Below are 17364 nucleotides of genomic sequence, written 5' to 3'. Positions count from 1 at the left end.
ATCAGGGCGGGCGTGGACGCGCTCGCCCTGCGCCTGGCCGACGCCGACCGGGACGCCGCCGCCCGGGAGGACGAGGACGTCGACGCCCGGCTGCGCGAGCGGATCCGGCTGGTCGCCTGCTGCCTGGCACTGACCGTGCTGGCCATGGCCACCCGGCCGGGCCGGATCCTGGCCGACACCAAGATCGACATGGCCGAGAACCCGCTCGGGTTCCTCGGCCGCGCCCTGCACCTGTGGGACCCCGAGCAGTTCGGCCAGCTGCAGAACCAGGCGGTCGGCTACTGGTTCCCGATGGGCCCGTTCTACGCCCTCGGCGACCTGGCCGGGACGCCCGCCTGGATCACCCAGCGGCTGTGGCTGGCGCTGCTGCTGTGCCTGGCGTTCGTCGGCACCTACCGGCTGGCCGCCCGGCTGGGGATCGGCGGGCCGCTGTCCCGGCTGGCCGGCGGGCTGGCGTACGCGCTCACCCCGCACGGGCTGTCGACCCTCGGGCAGATCTCCTCGGAGTACCTGCCGCTGGCGATGCTCCCGTGGATCGTGCTGCCGCTGGTCACCGCCGTGCAGGGCGGCGGCCGGATCCGCGCGGCGGCCCGCTCGGGGTTCGCCGTGGCCTGCTGCGGCGGCATCAACGCCGCCGCCACCGCCGCCGTGCTGGTCGTCCCGTTCCTCTACCTGCTCACCCGGCCGCGCGGCACCCCCCGCATCCGGCTGACCGCCTGGTGGTCGCTGGCGGTGGGGCTGGCCTCGGCCTGGTGGCTGGCGCCGCTGCTGCTGACCGGCACGTACGGGTTCTCCTGGCTGACCTACACCGAGAAGGCCGAGACCACCACCGCCTCGACCGGGCTGGTCAACGTGCTGCGCGGGGCCGCCCGCTGGGTCAACTACCTGGTCGTGGACGGGCAGGTCTGGTCGCCGGTCGGGCACACGCTGTCGCTGGGCACCCTGCCGGTGCTGTGCGCCGCCGTGGTCGCCGCGCTCGGCCTGACGGGGCTGCTGCGGTCCCGGCTACCGGAACGGGCGTTCCTGCTGTGCACGCTGCTGGCCGGGCTGGCGATCATGTCCGCCGGGCATCTCAGCGCCGTCGAGGGGCCGTTCGCCGCGGCGATGCGCGACCTGCTGGACGGGCCGCTGGCGCCGCTGCGCAACCTGCACAAGTTCGACGCGCTGGTGCGGCTGCCGCTGGCCCTCGGCATCGCCCACCTGCCGGTGACGCTGGCCCGCGCCCGGCACCGGCTGCGCGCGTTCGCCGTCACCTACACCGCGCTGGCCGGGGTCGCCGCCGTGGCGCTCGGCACCGGGCTGTCGGGCGCGGGCGACTTCCCGCAGGTCCCCAAGTACTGGCGGGACGCGGCGTCCTGGCTGAACGGCCGGGCGGGGGAGCAGGCGGTGCTGGCGCTGCCGGGCTCCCCGTTCGGCGAGTACCTGTGGGGCCGGCCGATGGACGACATCATGCAGCCGCTGCTGTCGGCCCGCTGGGGGGTGCGGCAGCTCGTCCCGGCCGGCTCGCCCGGCTACACCCGTGCGCTGGACGCCATCGACCAGCGGGTGGTCACCGGGCGGGCGTCGCCGGGGCTGACCGAGTTCCTCGGCCGGATGGGCGTCCGCTACCTGCTGGTCCGCAACGACCTGGAACGCGACGGGCTGCGCGGCGGCTGGCCCGCCCGGCTGCACCAGGTCCTGAACGCCACCCCCGGGCTGAGCAAGGTCGCCGAGTTCGGCGGGCCGGTCGGGCAGCAGCGCGGGTTCGACGCCATCTCCTCGGTCGACCAGCGCTACCCCGCGCTGGAGATCTACGAGGTCGACGACGTCGACGACGTGGTCAGCGTGACCTCCGCCCGGAACACCGTCCGCCTGTACGGGGGACCGGAGGCCCTGCTGGCGATGGCCGACGACCAGGTGCTGCGCGGCAGGCCGGTGCTGCTCAACGACGACGCCCCCCGGCTCGGCGGCACGCCCGTGGTGTCGGACTCGCTGCGGCTGACCCGGCGGCAGTTCGGCGAGCTGCACCAGATCTCCCAGACCCTCACCGCCGCCGAACGCCGCAGGGCCACCGACATCCTCGACGACGGCTGGGACCGCTACGTCACCACCGCCGTCTACGGCGGGATCGCGTCGGTCACCGCCTCCACCTCGGCGTCCGACCCCACGTCCCCGCCCCAGTGGCACGACCTGGGCCGCAATCCGTACGCGGCCGTGGACGGCGACCCGAGCACCTACTGGCAGACCGGCGGGTGGACCGGCCCCCGCGACCAGTGGATCCAGGTGAACTTCACCCGGCCCGTCGATCCCGGCCAGGTCACCGCCATGTTCGTGCAGAACGAGCCGCTGCTCGGCCCGCCGCCCGGCCGGGTCGAGGTGCGGACCGAGGCCGGCGCCGTCGTGCAGCCGGTCCGCGCCGCGCCCGAGGCGCAGACCCTGCGGGCGCCGCGGGGCGCGACCCGGTGGCTGCGGGTGCGGATCCTGGACCTGGCCGGACGGGTACCGGCGCCGGTGTTCTTCCGCGCCGGAATCGCCGAGCTGACCGTGCCGGGGGTCACCGCCGCCCGGACGTTCCGGCTGCCCGAGCCGGGCTCCGGCTCCCCGGCCGCCTACGTGCTGCAGCGCGGTCCCGGGCGGGCGTCCGAGTGCATGCAGGGCCCGGCGAACTGGGTCTGCGATCCCGGGCTGGAACGCCAGGACGAGGAGGGCAACGGCTTCGACCGGACGTTCCGCGCGGGGGCCGCCGCGGACGTGACCGTCGTCGGCACGGCCACCCTCACCTCTCCCGAGGTCGTCGCCCGCTACACCGCACCGAACCGGGACCTGGAGGTCGTCGCCAGCTCCAGCCGCCCCCACCCGGCGGCGATGCCGCGTTCGGCGTTCGACGGGAACCCGTCCACGGTGTGGGTCGCCGCGGGCAACGACACCGCGCCCCGGTACACGGTGCGGTGGAAGAAGCCGGCCCGGCTCGACGAGATCACCGTGGAACGCCCGGCGGGCGCGCGGGGGCCGCTGCGGGTCGCGTTGCAGGCCGACGGGGGGCAGACCCGCGAGGGCTTCGTGGACGACGACGGGGTGCTGCGCTTCGCGCCGCTGCGGACCCGCTCGCTGACCCTGACGTTCCACTCCTCGGTGCAGCTCGCTCTGCAGATCACCGACATCACCGTGCCGGGAGTGCGGCACTTCCCCGACGTGTCGCGGGCGCCGCTCGGGCTGGGCTGCGGGTGGGGGCCCTCGTTGCGGCTGAACGGCGCCACGGTCCTCACCAAGGCCACCGGCACGATGGGGGACCTGCTGGCGGGGCGGCCCATCCGGTTCGAGTCCTGCCGCAGGGCCGAGATCGCCGCCGGGGACAACCGGATCACCGGGGTGCCGCTCAGCCCGTTCCGGATCGAGTCGGCGGTGGTGGACACCGGCGTGCTCGACGTGCGCGGCGAGACCTCCTCGGTCGTCGTCCGGGAGTGGAACTCCGAGACCCGGGTGGTCGAGGTGGACGCCCCCGAGCAGTCGTTCCTGACGGTGAACGAGAACTACAACGCCGGCTGGGTCGCCAGGGCCGGCGACACGGTGCTGCAGCCGGTCCGCCTGGACGGCTGGAAGCAGGGCTGGGTCCTGCCCGCCGGCACCACCGGCACCGTGACCCTCACCTACCGGCCCGACCAGGCGCACAAGGTCGCCGTCTTCACCGGCCTCGGCCTGGTCCTGCTGCTCACCCTGGTCGCCGCCATGCCGGGCGGGCGCCGTCCCGGCGACACCGCCCCCGCGCTGCCCCCCGTGCGGACCCGCCGAGGGGCCGTGCCCGTGGCGCTGGTCGGGTCGCTGGCCCTGGGCGTCTGGGTCGCCGGGGTTCCCGGCGCGGTCGCGTCCGCCGTGGGCGCCCTGCTGTTCACCTGGGCCTGCCGCCGGACGGGCGTCGCCCGCCTGCCGGCGTCCCCGTGGGCGGTCACCGTGCTGATGCTCGCCGGCACCACGTCCTGGCTGGTGAGCCGGGCCCTGTATCCCGCCGCCAACCCCGCCGCGCCCACCGACCTGCTGGGCGACGCCGTTCCGCAACTGGCGGGCCTGCTCATCGCGACCCGCGTCATCGTCGCGCTGTGCATGCCGGACGCCGTCCCCGCCGCCACCGCGGGGCCTCCCCGCCGCACCGACCTGCGCTGGCGCCCGTCACCCCGGCCGGAGGACCTGGCGGCCCCGGCCGCACGCTCCTGAGCGAGGCCGTCAGGTGGCGTCCGGCTGCGGCGGGACCGGCTGGGGCTCGCCCCGTGGCTCGGGGGCCCGGCGTCCCGGGGCGCGCAGGCGCTGGAGCGGTTGCTCGACGGCGTAGTAGCTGATCGCCCCGACCAGGACGGACGCCGCCGACAGCAGCGGCAGATCGGTGAGGATGCTGCCGTTGAACAGGCGGCCGGTCCCCTCGTACCAGGCCAGGATGACCGCCATCTGCCACAGGAAGACGCCGTAGGAGACCTTGCCCAGCCAGCGCATCACCCGGTTGCCGAGCACGACCCGCATCACCGGATGATCGGCGGGGGCCAGCGCCACCGGGGCGATGAAGAACGCCGCGCACAGCCCGTACAGCAGGATGTGCAACTCCGATGTCCACAGGGTGGGGAACGTGGTCAGGTCCAGGGGGCCGGTGACCGGAGTCGCGCAGATCACCAGCAGGCTCGCCGCCGCCACCCAGCACGCCCCCCACGATCCGGCGACCGTGCGGCAGAGGCGGGCGGCGGGGCCGTCCGGTTCCTCCCGCGCCCAGACCGTCAGCACGGCCAGCGCCATGCCCACCGCGAACCACGCCGTGTAGCGCGGCGGCCAGATGCTCATGCCCGAGTGATGATCCGGCCAGAACATCAGCACGGTGAAGAGGAACGAGACCAGCGCGTACACCCCGAGGGCGCGCAGCAGCCGCCGCGCCCGCGCCGCCGCGTCGGCCCCTCGGCGCGCGTACCGGCCCAGCAGCCAGGCGGTCGGCGGCAGCAGCGCGTACCAGGTGACTTCGACGGTCAGGCTCCACGCCTGTCCCATCTCACGAGGGCCGAGGACGGAGTTCCACCACTCCTGCGGGGAGTAGATGTGCGTCAACGTCAGCAGGCCGGCCCAGGTCAGCGGCTCGTCCGCCCGTTCCCGGTACACCACCAGCAGCAGGACGGCGACCAGCACCCAGTACGCGGGCAGCACCCGCAGCGCCCGCTTGACCAGGTAGGCCCGGGTGGCCGGGGCGGCCCGGCCGCCGAGCGCGGCGTGCGCCCACGGCCGGTACAGCAGCAGCCCCGACAGCGCGAAGAACACCGCCACCCCGACCTGGCCGCCGTTGAAGATCCAGCCGCCGGTGACCTGCCGGGTGATCACCCCGGCGTTCAGCGCCACATGGAACACCAGCACCGACAGCGCCGCCACCGCCCGGACGCCGTCCAGGGCGTCCTGGTGGCCGGACACCTGGGGCGCCCGGGGCGCGGCCGTGGTCCGTCCGGCGGCCGGGACGCTCACCGGACGGCCTTCCGCAGGATCAGCACCAGGTTCCAGGTCACGATCTCGCGAACGCCGGGGACGTGCACGATCCCCTTCGCCCACCACGGGTGGTAGCGCGGCAGGGCGTCCAGCACCTGCACGTCGGGCCGCCGCTTGGCCCACGCCAGCGCGTCGGCCACCGAGACCGGGTGCAGGCTTTCGCCGTACCGGTTCTTGGGCGGGCGGCCGTGGCGGCGCTCGTACCGGCGGGCCGCGCGTTCCCCGCCCAGGTAGTGCCAGGGAGAGGTCTCGTGCCCGCCCCACGGCGACAGCCAGTTGGTGAACGCCAGGTACACCAGCCCGCCGGGCCTGGTCACCCGCACCATCTCGTCGCCCATCCGCCACGGGTCCGGCACGTGCTCCAGCACGTTCGACGAGAAGCAGATGTCGGCGGTCCCGTCGCCGAACGGCAGTTGCAGGGCGCTGCCCACCACGCAGTCGCCGCGCGGTGGCCCGTGCGCGGTGATCTCCCCGGCGTCCACGTCCACCCCGGCGCAGCGCGCCCCCGCGTTGGTCAGCTCGCGGGTGAAGAAGCCCGACCCGGCGCCCACGTCGATGACGGTGGCGCCCTCCAGGCGGGTGTACCTGGCGAGCTGCGCCACGGTGTCGCGGGCCATCAGCCCGTAGAAGTACTCCGGATCGGCCTGCTCCCGGCGGAATGCGTTCAGCAGCCGGAACGAGCGGGCCACCGTCGCCCGGTACTCGGTGTGAGGTGGCACCTTTCGCGCCCTTTCTCCCATACGTCCCGCCGGAGCCTACCGGCACCCGCTCACCGCTTGTGATAAGTGAACGATGACCCGTCCTGTAGTGTTACGGCAGATTCGGGCGCCCGTGGACCGATCGGTGCGGCGTCCGTCCCCTCGAGCCACGACGGGCCGCCGACATCGCGCACCGTGGCCCGCCCACCGGCGAATCCAGGAGGCACGCATGCGGCGACCGCTCGGCTTGGTGCTGGTCGGTCTGGGGTCCTTCCTGCTCGCGCTGGCCCCGATGTCGTACTTCTACCTGGCGGGGCAGTTGGTGCGGGCCCCGCTGAACCACTACCAGTCGACGGAGCTGGAGGCGCGCGGCGCCCGGTACTACGACCTGCTGACCCGCGAGGTGCGGACCGGGGCGACGCTCGGGGCGGTCAACACGGTGCGCGGCGACACCCGGGCCAACCAGGGCGACGACGGCATCGCGGTGTGGGACTCCATCACCGAGATCTACGACAAGGACCTCAAGAAGCAGGTCGAGTTCCAGACGTACCGGATCGCCTTCGACCGCCGCAGCGGCCTGCTGGTCAACTGCTGCGGCAGCCATGTGGGCGGTGACACGAAGGTGCGGATGTCGGGGTACGGGCTGCTGTTCCCGCTGGGGAACGTGGACAGGCGGGACTACCCGTTCTTCGACATGACCACCCGGCAGGCCGTGCCGATGCGGTTCGAGGCCGAGGAGAACGTGCACGGGCTGAGGGCGTACCGGTTCGTCCAGCAGGTGCCCAGGACCCGGGTCGCCAGGCTCGACATGCGGCCGACCGGGGAGATGCTCGGCATCGCGGGACAGGAGCGGCGGACGTTCAAGGTCGACCGCTACTTCAGCGCCACCATCCGGGTGTGGGTGGACCCGCGCACCGGCATCCCGGTCAAGCACGAGCAGAACATCAGCAGCACCGTGGAGACCGAGGACGGCCGCGGCAAGATGGTCGTCGCCCAGGCCGGGCTGGTCACCGTGGACCGCGACCAGCGGCGGAACGTGAACGAGTCGAACGAGTACGCCTTCCGGCGGAACCTGGTCCAGCGGGTCCTGCCCGCCGGCGGCCTGGCCGCCGGCCTCGTGCTGCTCCTGACCGGGGCCCTGCTGGCCCGGCGCGGCGACGACTCCGCCGCCGATGACGACGACGCTCCCGCGCCGCAGTCCCGCCCGGGCGTCATCCGCAAGCCGGACGGCCGCTTCGGCACCGCCTCCCGGTCGGGCCGCGGCCCCGTCGCTCCCTGAGGCCGCCGCCCGTCGTTCTCACCGGGCCGACGGCGTGCCGTCGAGGGCCGTGCTGTCGCCTTTCGAGGCTCGCCGTTCGTTCTCGCCCGCCAGACCGGCGGCGGCCTTTTCATCGCCGGGCCGGAGCCTCGCCGGACGGGCCGGTGGGGTGCGCGATCCGCGGCCATCGTTCTAGTACGTGTTCTATGCCGGTGCCGCTTGCCGCTCCGGTCTTCGAAATCAAGAACTAGAACGTGTTGCAGTTTGCTGTGGCGGCGGCTTACAGTCGTGGCGTGCGGACACGAGCAACCGAACTCTTCGGCATCGAGTACCCGATCTTCGCGTTCAGCCACTGCCGTGACGTGGTCGCGGCGGTCAGCCGCGCCGGCGGCATGGGCGTCCTGGGGGCCCTGTACTTCAGCCCCGAGGAGCTGGAGATGGAGCTCAAGTGGATCGACGAGCACGTCGGCGGCAGGCCCTACGGGGTGGACGTCGTCATGCCCGCCAAGTACGAGGGCGCCGACCTCGGCGACGCCGAGGAGCTGCTGGCCAGGCTGCAGGGCATGATCCCCGACAAGCACCGGCGGTTCGTCGAGGACCTGCTGGCCGAGCACGGCGTGGAGAAGTCCGCCGAGAGCGCCGACCGGGTGCTGCTGGGCTGGACCGACGCCACCGCCCGCCCCCAGGTGGAGGTCGCGCTGCGGCACCCCATCGCCCTGCTGGCCAGCGCGCTCGGCCCGCCGCCCGCCGACGTGGTGGAGGAGGCGCACCGGCACGGCGTCAAGGTCGCCGGCCTGGCCAGCAACGCCCGGCACGCCCGCAAGCAGGTCGCCGCCGGCGTGGACATCATCGTCGCGCAGGGCACCGAGGCCGGCGGCCACACCGGCGACGTGTCCACCATGGTGCTCATCCCCGAGGTGGTGGACGCGGTCGGCAAGGACACCATGGTCCTGGCCGCCGGCGGCATCGGCCGGGGCCGCCAGATGGCCGCCGGGATGGCCCTCGGCGCGGACGGTGTGTGGACCGGCTCGATCTGGCTCACCGTGGACGAGGCCGACACCCCCGAGGTCGCCCGCGGCAAGCTGCTGAACGCCACCTCCCGCGACACCGTCCGCTCCCGCTCGTGGACCGGCAAGCCCGCCCGCCTGCTGCGCACCGCCTGGACCGACGCCTGGGAGAGCGAACGGTCCCCCGGCTACCTGCCGATGCCGATGCAGTTCATGCTCATCTCCGACGCCCTGCGCCGCATGCACCGCTCCGGCGACGGCGAGCTGGTCACCTTCCCGGTCGGCCAGATCGTCGGCTCCATGAACCAGGTCAAGCCCGCCGCCCAGGTGGTCTACGACCTCGTCGAGGAGTACGTCGACGCCGTCGAACGCCTCAACAAGATCACCGAAGGCTGACCCCCGCCTCCCGAGCAGGCCCGCCCCTCCACCGAGGGCCTGGGCCTGCTCCGACGTTCGCGCACCCCTGTCACGGTGGGGTTCCGGACCTCGGCCCAGTGGCTCGACCCCCTTCTCCTATGCCGCGACCCCCGTTGGCGATAGGGCAGGCCCCGTGCACAGGGTCCGCCTTTAGAAGGGCGCCTTCGCTTTCTCGCTCAAATGACTAGAGGGCTTACTAGGGTCAGATGGCCCATAGTGATCAATCGACTACCATCTCACGTCAAGTCGCCACTTGATCACTCCCCGGTCTCATAGTTTCCTCGTGTGTCAACATCAACAACACGGACATCGGTGCCCAGCGCCGAGCACGAGAGCATCACCCGGCTCTTCCAGGAGGACCCCGACTTCGCCGCAGAACTCCTCACCGACGTTCTGCACCTCCCGCTCCCCGAACGCGGCGAGGCGACGGTGGGCCCCAACGACATCGACGAACACCAGTCGCTCCGCCGCGCCGACGCCGTGGTCGTCTACAAGACCCCCGACGGCGAAAAGGCGGCCCTCACGGTCATCGTCGAGGTCCAGCGCGCCCGCGACAGGGACAAGCCCTACACGTGGCCGGCCTACATCGCCAACGCCCGCAACCGCCTCGAGTGTCCCACCTACCTGCTGGTCGTGGCCCCGAACAAGGAGGCGGCCAACTGGTGCGCCAAACCCATCGACCTCGGCCACCCCGGCTTCACCCTGAGGCCCCTCGTCCTGGGCCCCGACGTGATCCCCTCGATCACCGACCCCCGCCGGGCCGCCGAGTCGCCCGAACTGTCCGTCCTGTCCGCCATCGTCCACGCCACCGACCCCCAGGGCGTCAACGTCCTGGAGGCACTGCTGCACGCCATGCGCGCACTGCCCGGAAAGCACGCCCTCCGTTACGCTGAGTTGGTCCGCGCCGCTCTGCCCGCGGAGGTCTGGAACGCCTTGGAGAAGAAGATGAAGACCGAGACCCGCGAGATCCTGAGCGACTTCACCCGAGCCCGGCTCGCCGAGGCCCGCGAGGAAGGCCGCGAGGAAGGCCGCGAGGAAGGCCGCACGGAGGGCAAGGCTGAGGCGATCCTCACGTTGTTGTCCATGCGCGGGCTCGAGGTGCCTGCACATGTGCGGGAGGCGGTCGACTCGTGCGGTGACCAGCGGCGGCTGAACGCGTGGTTGCTGGCCGCCGCGACCGTCGACCGCGCCGAGGACCTGCTGGACTGACGTCGTCGGGGGGTGCGGCGGGCCGCCGTGATGGGCGGCCCGCCGTGCTTCGTGCGCCCTGTGGTCGTGATGAGGGGTCAGGCGGTTCGAAAAGGCCGGTCGGGCATTCCCGGCCCAGGGTGTCGCGGGTCAGAAGCGGATCAGGTGGGAGAGGGTGCGGCCGGCGGCGTAGTAGATGACGGCGGTCAGGCCCCAGGTCAGGTAGCGGTAGGTCTGCGGGTCGGGGTCGTGGAAGACGCCGTTGAACGGGGTGGCCAGCCAGGAGGCGGTCTGCAGGGTGTAGCCGACCAGGAGGTCGCCGGTGTCGGCGTCGATCGCGGTGAGCAGGATGCCCAGCAGCAGGATCAGCGTGGCGGCCAGCGCGGCGCCCATGATCATGTTGCTGACCGGGGTGCGGCGGGCGAGCAGGTGGCGGCCCGGCTGCGGGCGGTCGGTGGCGGGGGCGGTGCCGGTATGTCGCCACCATCGCCGCCTGTGCACGGGAGTCTCGGTGGTGTGGTGGCGGTCGCGCCGCCGGTTCCGCAGGACGTTCACGGCCATCGCCGGTTCGCTCCTTCGTGATCGGTTCTCCGTCCCGGTGATATGTGCCGCCGAAATGCGCGGTCAAACGGTGCCCCGGGTTTTCGGTCAGAGCCCGGAGGATTAATCGTCATTACGAAACGGCGGGGGCCGGATACAGCCGGGAGCGGCCGGTTGCGGACGCGTTCAGCGGTCCTCTTTTCGCAGGCAGGTGGTTAGTTTGAGGCCACAGGGGACCACTCGCGCCGCGGCCCGGCGCGCCGGGGATCCGCACCCCCGGCGCGCCGCTCCGAGCATCGTCGGAGAGCGGGAATGTCGGTGGGGTGTGAGATGAAGGTCATCGGGGCGGCTCTGTTCCGGCTCGGCGACCGATCCCCGGTGCGGGGCGGTCGTCGTTCCTGCGGGTACGGGGACGCCATGCGGACCGGAACAGAACGCCGGGAGGGCGATCATGCGGCTTGTACTGGACACGTTCCTCACGCTCGACGGAGTGATGCAGGCGCCGGGGCAGCCTGACGAGGATCCCAGCGGCGGGTTCGGGCACGGCGGGTGGCAGGTGCCCTACTTCGACGAGGAACTGGCCCGGATCAAGACGGAGTGGTTCGAGGCCGCCGAGGCGTTCCTGCTGGGACGGCGGACGTACGAGATCTTCGCCGGCTACTGGCCGAAGGTGACCGACGAGGACAACGTGATCGCCCGGTGGCTCAACGCGCTGCCCAAGTACGTGGCGTCCACCACGCTCAAGGAGCTCACCTGGGAGAACTCCACGCTGATCTCCGGGGACGTGGTGGAGGAGGTCCGGCGGCTCAAGGAGCGGCCGGGCGGGGAGCTGCAGGTGCACGGCAGCGGGCGGCTGGCGCAGACGCTGATGGCGCACGACCTCGTCGACGAGTACCGGCTGTGGATCTACCCGGTGGTGCTCGGCTCGGGACGGCGGCTGTTCGACGAGCGCACCACGGCGGCCCTGCGGCTCGTTCACTCCCAGACCACCAGCGCCGGGGCCATCGTCGCCGTCTACCACCCGGCGGGCAAGCCCACCTACGGCACGGCCTGACGGACCGGTGGCGCAGCCCGGCCGGGGCGCCCCGGCCGGGCGGTCACCTGCCCTTGAAGACGGGGTCGCGCTTCTCGCGGAAGGCCCGGGTGCCCTCCTTGGCGTCCTCGGAGTCGAAGACGGGCCAGCCGATCTCGTCGGCGACCTTGAGGGCCTCCTCCTCCGGCAGGTGCCAGGTCTCGCGGTGGGTGCGGAGGATGGCCTGGACGGACAGCGGGGCGCAGGCGGCGATCTGGTCGGCGAGTTCGCGGGCGGCGGCGAGGGCCCGGCCGTCGGGGACGATCTTGTTGATCAGGCCCATGGCCAGGGCCTCCTGGGGGGTCACCGAACGGGCGGTCAGCAGGATGTCCATGGCGGCGGCGTAGCCGATCTGGCGGGGGAGACGGATCGCCGAGCCGCCCATGGGGAACAGGCCGCGCCTGGCCTCGTACAGCCCCAGGGTGGCGCTCTCGGCCACCACGCGCAGGTCGGTGCCCAGCAGCAACTCGGTGCCGCCGGCCACGGCGTAGCCCTCGATGGCGCAGATGATGGGCTTGGTGGGGACGTTCTCGCGGAGCAGGCCCCTCCAGTGGAAGTCGGGGATCTCCGCCATGCGCCGCTTCACCCGCTCGTCGTCGGGCGGGGCGCCCATCGCCTTGAGGTCGGCGCCGGCGCAGAAGTGCCCCTCGGCCCCGGTCAGGATGCCGACGCGGACCTCCGGGGTCTCGGAGACGTAGGCGAACGCGTCCGCCATCCCCACCAGCATGGCCGAGCTCAGCGCGTTGCGGGCCTCCGGCCGGTTCATGGTCACGATCACCACGTGGCCGTCGCGCTCGACCGTGCAGTGCGCGGTGCTGATCGGCAGCCGTTCCGCCATCCCGCCTCCTCATCGGTGAGATCAAAACAAGAACAGATTCTAGGGACGAGATCGGCCTGCCAACAGGTCTTGCCGAGCAAAACGAGAACGTGATCTACTTTGGCTCCCGGACCTCGACGCATGGAGTGGGCCGATGGGATCGTTGGGCTTCTGGCGGCTGGCGCAGCAGGACCCGGAGTGGATCGCGGCCGTGGACCCGGACGGCACCGAGCACACCGCGGGCGAGCTGCTGGCCCGCAGCAACCAGGTGGTGCACGGGCTGCGGACGCTGGGGTTGCGGGCCGGTGACGGCGTCTGCGGGCTCGTCCCGAACGGGACCGACGGGCTGGTGCTCTACCTGGCCGCGCTGCAGGCGGGCTGGTACTACACGCCGATCAACTGGCATCTGACCGGACCCGAGATCGGCTACATCGTGGCCGACGCGGAGGCCAGGGCGTTCTTCGTGCACGAGCGGTACGCCGAGGAGGGCGTCCGCGGGGCCGACGAAGCCGGGCTCGACGCGAGCAGGAGGTTCGCCTTCGGCAAGGTCGACGGGTTCCGGCCGTTCGAGGAACTGGTGGACGGGCGGCCCGACACGCTCCCCGACGACCGCACCGCCGGGCAGACCATGCACTACACCTCCGGCACCACCGGCCGCCCCAAGGGGGTGCGGCGACCGCTGACCGGCTTCGATCCCGACGACTCCGGCGAGCTGATGACGTTCCTGCTCGGCATGTTCGGGGTGCCGCCCGGCAGGCCCGCCGGGCAGGAGCCGCAGGCGCACCTGGTGACCTCGCCGAACTACCACACGGCGGTCAGCCAGTTCGGCGGGACGGCGCTGCAGATGGGTCACACGCTCGTCTACATGGACAGGTGGGACGCCGAGGAGACGCTGCGGCTGATCGAGAGGCATCGGGTGACCAATACCCACATGGTGCCCACGCACTTCAAACGGCTGGTGTCCCTCCCCGAGGAGGTCCGCGGCCGGTACGACGTGTCGTCGATGAAGTGGGCGATCCACGCCGCCGCCCCCTGCCCCGTGCCGCTGAAGCAGCAGATGCTCGACTGGTGGGGCGACTGCATCTGGGAGTACTACGCGGCCACCGAGGGCGGCGGCACCATCGCCAGCCCGCAGGACTGGCGCGCGCACCCCGGAACGGTCGGCAAGGCATGGCCGATCAGCGAACTGCTGATCGTGGACGACGAGGGCAACGAGGTCCCGCCCGGCACCCCCGGCACGATCTACATGAAGATGGCCGGCGTCCAGTTCGAGTACAAGGGCGACAAGGCCAAGACGGAGGCCAATCGGCTGCGGGACTTCTTCACCGTCGGCGACATCGGCTACCTGACCGAGGACGGCTTCCTGTTCCTGTCCGACCGCAAGGCCGACATGATCATCTCCGGCGGGGCCAACATCTACCCGGCCGAGATCGAGAACGAGATCCTCATGCACCCCAAGGTCGCCGACGTGGCGGTCTTCGGGATCCCCGACGAGGAGTGGGGCGAGCAGATCAAGGCCGTGGTCGAGCCCGCCGAGGGCGTCGCCCCCGGGCCGGAGCTGGCCGAGGAGATCCTCGCCTCGCTGGAGGGCCGGCTGGCCCGGATGAAGTGGCCCAGGTCCATCGACTTCATCGACGAGATGCCGCGCGAGCCCAACGGAAAGCTGCTCAAGCGCAAGCTGCGGGATCCGTACTGGAAGGACCGCGAAGTTGCCATCTAGTCCCAACGAGTTGAACTCCACCGCCCGAACCCACCTCCTGGAGTTCCCCGGCGGCTACACCCGTTCGGTCGGGCCGGTCATCGGGCGGTTCCTCAGCGAACTGCGCGACGGCCGCCTGATGGGGGTGCGCACCGCCGCCGGGCGGGTGCTGGTCCCGCCGACCGAGTACGACCCCGACAACGGGGCCGCGGTGACCGGCGAATGGGTCGAGGTCGGCCCGGTGTGCACCGTGGAGAGCTGGTCGTGGGTGCCGAACCCGCGCAGGACCCACCCGCTGGACCGGCCGTTCGCCTGGGCGCTGATCAGACCGGACGGCGCCGACACCGCGCTGCTGCACGCCCTCGACATGGGCGTGCACGAGCCCGGCGCGGGGCCTCCCAAGCAGCTCAGGACCGGCCTGCGGGTCCGCCCCAGGTGGCGGGCCGAACGCAGCGGCCACATCGGCGACATCGAGTGCTTCCGGCCCGAGGTCACGATGATCAACGCGCCGACCCGGCTGGAGTACGAACTGCGTCCCGGCAAGGCCCTGGACCGCTTCCTGGAGGGCATCTCCCAGGGCCGGATCCTCGGCCACCGCTGCCCGGTGTGCGAGCAGGTCATCGTGCCGATGAAGGGCCTGTGCCCCAAGGACGGGGTGCCCACCACCGAGGAGGTGGAGCTGCCCGGCACCGGCACCGTCACCACGTTCGCGGTCAACAACATCCCCGACCCGCGCGCCCCCGAGGTGCCGTTCGTGTCGGCGTACGTGCTGCTGGACGGGGCCGGCATGACCATGCTCGCGCTGGTCGCCGGGATCCCCGCCGACCAGGTCCGGATGGGCATGCGGGTCCGGGCGGCCTGGCGGCCCCGCGAGGAGTGGGGCCGGACGATGGACAACATCCGGTGGTTCGAGCCCATCGACGAGCCCGACGTCCCGTTCGACCAGATCAAGGACTACCTGTGACACGCGAGATAGCGGTGGTCGCGTTCGTGCAGACGCGGCACAAGACGCGGGAGGACGGGCTCAGCGAGGTGGAGATGCTCGCGCCCGTCATCACCGAGATCAAGGAGCGGACCGGGGTGAACCGGTTCGGGTTCACCTGCTCGGGATCGTGCGACTACCTGGCCGGCACCCCGTTCGCGTTCGTGCAGGCGCTGGACGCGGTGGGCGCCTGGCCGCCGATCTCCGAGAGCCACGTGGAGATGGACGCGGCGTGGGCGCTGTACGAGGCGTACGTGCGGCTGCTGCACGACGACATCGACACCGCCCTGGTGTACGGGTTCGGCAAGCCCTCGCAGGGCGACTTCCGCGAGGTGATGACCCAGCAGCTCGACCCGTACTACCTGGCGCCGCTGGGCCCCGACCAGGTGTCGCTGGCCGCCCTGCAGGCCCGCGCCCACATGGAACGCGCCGGGGCCAAGGAGGACGACCTGCGCGCCGTGGCCGCAAGGTCGCGGGCGGCCGGACGGGACAACCCGTTCGCGCTGCACCTGGACGACCCCGTTCCGGACGAGGACTACGAGGTCGCGCCGCTGCGCCCGTACGACATCGCGCCCACCACCGACGGGGCGGCGGCGATCGTGCTGGCCGCCGGTGACAAGGCCCGGGAGCTGTGCGAACGCCCCGCCTGGATCACCGGGATCGACCACCGCGCCGACGCCCACGGCCTGGGCGCGCGGGACCTGAGCCGCAGCGAATCCACCCGCGTCGCGGGCGAGCGGGCCGGCGCGCGCGGCGTCGAGGTCGCCGAGCTGCACGCCCAGTTCACCCACGAGGAGCTGATCCTGCGGGAGGCCCTCGGGCTGGGCGACGACGTGACGGTCAACCCGTCCGGCGGGGCGATGACCGCCAACACGGTCATGGCGGCCGGGCTGGTCCGGATCGGCGAGGCCGCCGCCCGCATCCACGACGGCACGGCCGGCAAGGTCCTCGGCCACGCCTCCTCCGGCCCGTGCCTGCAGCAGAACCTGGTCTGCGTCATGGAAGGAGAGCCCCGTGGGTAACCCCTGTGCCGTCATCGGCGTGGGCCAGACCGAGTACCGCACCCGCCGGCTCGACGTGTCGATGGCCGGGCTGCTGCGGGAGGCGGCGCAGCGGGCGCTCCAGGACGCCGGCCTGGACTGGGACGACATCGACGCCGTGGTGGTCGGCAAGGCCCCCGACCTGTTCGAGGGCGTGATGATGCCGGAGGCGTACCTGGCCGACGCGCTGGGCGCCCGCGGCAAGCCGATGATGCGGGTGCACACCGCCGGGTCGGTGGGCGGCTCCACGGCGATCGTGGCGGCCGGGCTGGTCCAGAGCGGGCTGCACGAGCGGGTGCTGACGGTGGCGTGGGAGAAGCAGTCGGAGTCCAACGCCACCTGGGCGCTGACCGTCAACAGCCCGCACAACACCTCGCTGGTGGTCGGCGCGGGCGGCTACTTCGCCCCGCACATCCGCGCCTACATCGCCCGTTCCGGCGCCCCCGCCCACATCGGCACGCTGGTGGCCGTCAAGGACCGGCAGAACGCGCTGAAGAACCCGTACGCCCACCTGAAGATCCCCGGCATCTCCCGCGAGATGGTCGAGGCCACCCCGATGCTGTGGGAGCCGATCCGCTACCTGGAGACCTGCCCGTCGTCGGACGGGGCCTGCGCGATGGTGCTGGCCTCCGAGGACGCCGCCCGCCGCGCCCCCAAGCCGCCGGCGTGGGTGCTGGGCACCTCGATGCGGTCGGAGCCGATCTTCTTCGCCGGGCGGGACACCGTGCTGCCGCAGGGCGGCCGGGACGCCGCGGCCGACGTGTACCGGCAGGCCGGCATCACCGACCCGCGGCGCGAACTGGACTGCGCCGAGGTGTACGTGCCGTTCTCCTGGTACGAGCCGATGTGGCTGGAGAACCTGGGCTTCTGCGGCGCGGGCGAGGGCTGGAAGCTGACCGAGGCCGGGGCGACCGCCCTCGACGGCGACATCCCGTGGAACCCGTCGGGCGGCGTGCTGTCGTCCAACCCGATCGGCGCCTCCGGGATGATCCGGTTCGCCGAGGCGGCGCTGCAGGTGCGCGGGATGGCGGGCGAGCACCAGGTGGAGGGCGCGCGGCGGGCCCTCGGCCACGCCTACGGCGGCGGCGCCCAGTTCTTCGCCATGTGGATCGTCGGCTCCGACAAGCCCTGACCTCGCGGACGGGACCGTTCCGCCCGCGAC

At 72.5% G+C, this 17364-nt stretch carries 13 protein-coding genes; 9 read left to right on the top strand and 4 right to left on the bottom strand.

Features of this window, described 5'->3' with window-relative positions; translation table 11 throughout:
* Positions 1–12: 12 nt before the first annotated feature.
* The gene (locus HNR21_RS33525; RefSeq protein WP_182708274.1) at positions 13–4188 is read left to right on the top strand and encodes an alpha-(1->3)-arabinofuranosyltransferase domain-containing protein; all 4176 of its coding nucleotides are present in this window, start codon (positions 13–15) and stop codon (positions 4186–4188) included.
* Positions 4189–4197: 9 nt separating this feature from the next.
* Here HNR21_RS33525 and HNR21_RS33520 read toward each other — a convergent pair whose 3' ends face one another.
* Together HNR21_RS33520 and HNR21_RS33515 are read right to left on the bottom strand one after the other, a co-directional pair.
* On the bottom strand, positions 4198–5463 hold the full coding sequence (locus HNR21_RS33520; protein ID WP_182708273.1) for an acyltransferase family protein: 1266 nt from the start codon (positions 5461–5463) through the stop codon (positions 4198–4200).
* Positions 5460–6224: a class I SAM-dependent methyltransferase gene (locus tag HNR21_RS33515; protein WP_119728752.1), complete on the bottom strand. Its 765-nt coding sequence runs from the start codon at positions 6222–6224 to the stop codon at positions 5460–5462. Before HNR21_RS33515 ends, HNR21_RS33520 begins: the two co-directional genes overlap by 4 nt.
* A 187-nt stretch (positions 6225–6411) precedes the next feature.
* Between HNR21_RS33515 and pgfA the strand changes: the two genes are divergently transcribed.
* From pgfA to HNR21_RS33500, 3 genes are all read left to right on the top strand, one after another.
* Positions 6412–7461, top strand: coding sequence for a cell envelope lipid trafficking protein PgfA (gene pgfA / locus HNR21_RS33510; RefSeq protein ID WP_182708272.1), 1050 nt, complete (start codon positions 6412–6414; stop codon positions 7459–7461).
* 272 nt (positions 7462–7733) lie between these two features.
* Positions 7734–8843, top strand: coding sequence for an NAD(P)H-dependent flavin oxidoreductase (locus HNR21_RS33505; protein ID WP_182708271.1), 1110 nt, complete (start codon positions 7734–7736; stop codon positions 8841–8843).
* A gap of 333 nt (positions 8844–9176) precedes the next feature.
* A complete protein-coding gene (locus tag HNR21_RS33500) occupies positions 9177–10073 on the top strand; it encodes a hypothetical protein (RefSeq protein WP_182708270.1) in 897 nt (298 codons plus the stop codon).
* A gap of 129 nt (positions 10074–10202) precedes the next feature.
* Here HNR21_RS33500 and HNR21_RS33495 read toward each other — a convergent pair whose 3' ends face one another.
* On the bottom strand, positions 10203–10613 hold the full coding sequence (locus tag HNR21_RS33495) for a hypothetical protein (protein ID WP_119728756.1): 411 nt from the start codon (positions 10611–10613) through the stop codon (positions 10203–10205).
* A 430-nt stretch (positions 10614–11043) separates the two neighbouring features.
* Between HNR21_RS33495 and HNR21_RS33490 the strand changes: the two genes are divergently transcribed.
* Entirely contained in the window at positions 11044–11646 is a 603-nt protein-coding gene (locus HNR21_RS33490) for a dihydrofolate reductase family protein (RefSeq protein WP_182708269.1), read from the top strand.
* Between the two features lie 43 nt (positions 11647–11689).
* Here the strand turns inward: HNR21_RS33490 and HNR21_RS33485 are convergent, their stop codons facing one another.
* Positions 11690–12502 carry a crotonase/enoyl-CoA hydratase family protein gene (locus tag HNR21_RS33485; protein WP_182708268.1) on the bottom strand — a complete coding sequence of 271 codons (813 nt, stop codon included), beginning with the start codon at positions 12500–12502 and terminating at the stop codon, positions 11690–11692.
* Between the two features lie 133 nt (positions 12503–12635).
* Between HNR21_RS33485 and HNR21_RS33480 the strand changes: the two genes are divergently transcribed.
* From HNR21_RS33480 to HNR21_RS33465, 4 genes are read left to right on the top strand one after another with little or no spacing between them, the layout of a single operon-like run.
* On the top strand, positions 12636–14201 hold the full coding sequence (locus HNR21_RS33480) for an acyl-CoA synthetase (protein ID WP_182708267.1): 1566 nt from the start codon (positions 12636–12638) through the stop codon (positions 14199–14201).
* Positions 14191–15144, top strand: a complete 954-nt coding sequence (locus tag HNR21_RS33475) for a Zn-ribbon domain-containing OB-fold protein (RefSeq protein WP_246442440.1) — start codon at positions 14191–14193, stop codon at positions 15142–15144. The genes HNR21_RS33480 and HNR21_RS33475 overlap by 11 nt, the downstream gene beginning before the upstream one ends.
* Complete coding sequence (locus HNR21_RS33470) at positions 15141–16184, top strand: thiolase family protein (protein ID WP_182708266.1); 1044 nt, start codon at positions 15141–15143, stop codon at positions 16182–16184. The genes HNR21_RS33475 and HNR21_RS33470 overlap by 4 nt, the downstream gene beginning before the upstream one ends.
* Positions 16177–17334 (top strand): thiolase family protein, encoded by a 1158-nt coding sequence (locus HNR21_RS33465; protein ID WP_182708265.1) that lies wholly within the window; start codon positions 16177–16179, stop codon positions 17332–17334. Before HNR21_RS33470 ends, HNR21_RS33465 begins: the two co-directional genes overlap by 8 nt.
* The last annotated feature ends 30 nt before the right edge of the window (positions 17335–17364 follow it).

Source organism: Thermomonospora cellulosilytica (assembly GCF_014138835.1).
GTDB lineage: Bacteria > Actinomycetota > Actinomycetes > Streptosporangiales > Streptosporangiaceae > Thermomonospora > Thermomonospora amylolytica.
This window is presented reverse-complemented; position numbering and strand designations above follow the sequence as displayed.

Coding starts and splice junctions, on each gene's coding strand:
- HNR21_RS33515 (WP_119728752.1), bottom strand. CDS start 6,224: ATGGGAGAAAGGGCGCGAAAGGTGCCACCTCACACCGAGTACCGGGCG.
- HNR21_RS33480 (WP_182708267.1), top strand. CDS start 12,636: ATGGGATCGTTGGGCTTCTGGCGGCTGGCGCAGCAGGACCCGGAGTGG.
- HNR21_RS33490 (WP_182708269.1), top strand. CDS start 11,044: ATGCGGCTTGTACTGGACACGTTCCTCACGCTCGACGGAGTGATGCAG.
- pgfA (WP_182708272.1), top strand. CDS start 6,412: ATGCGGCGACCGCTCGGCTTGGTGCTGGTCGGTCTGGGGTCCTTCCTG.
- HNR21_RS33485 (WP_182708268.1), bottom strand. CDS start 12,502: ATGGCGGAACGGCTGCCGATCAGCACCGCGCACTGCACGGTCGAGCGC.
- HNR21_RS33495 (WP_119728756.1), bottom strand. CDS start 10,613: ATGGCCGTGAACGTCCTGCGGAACCGGCGGCGCGACCGCCACCACACC.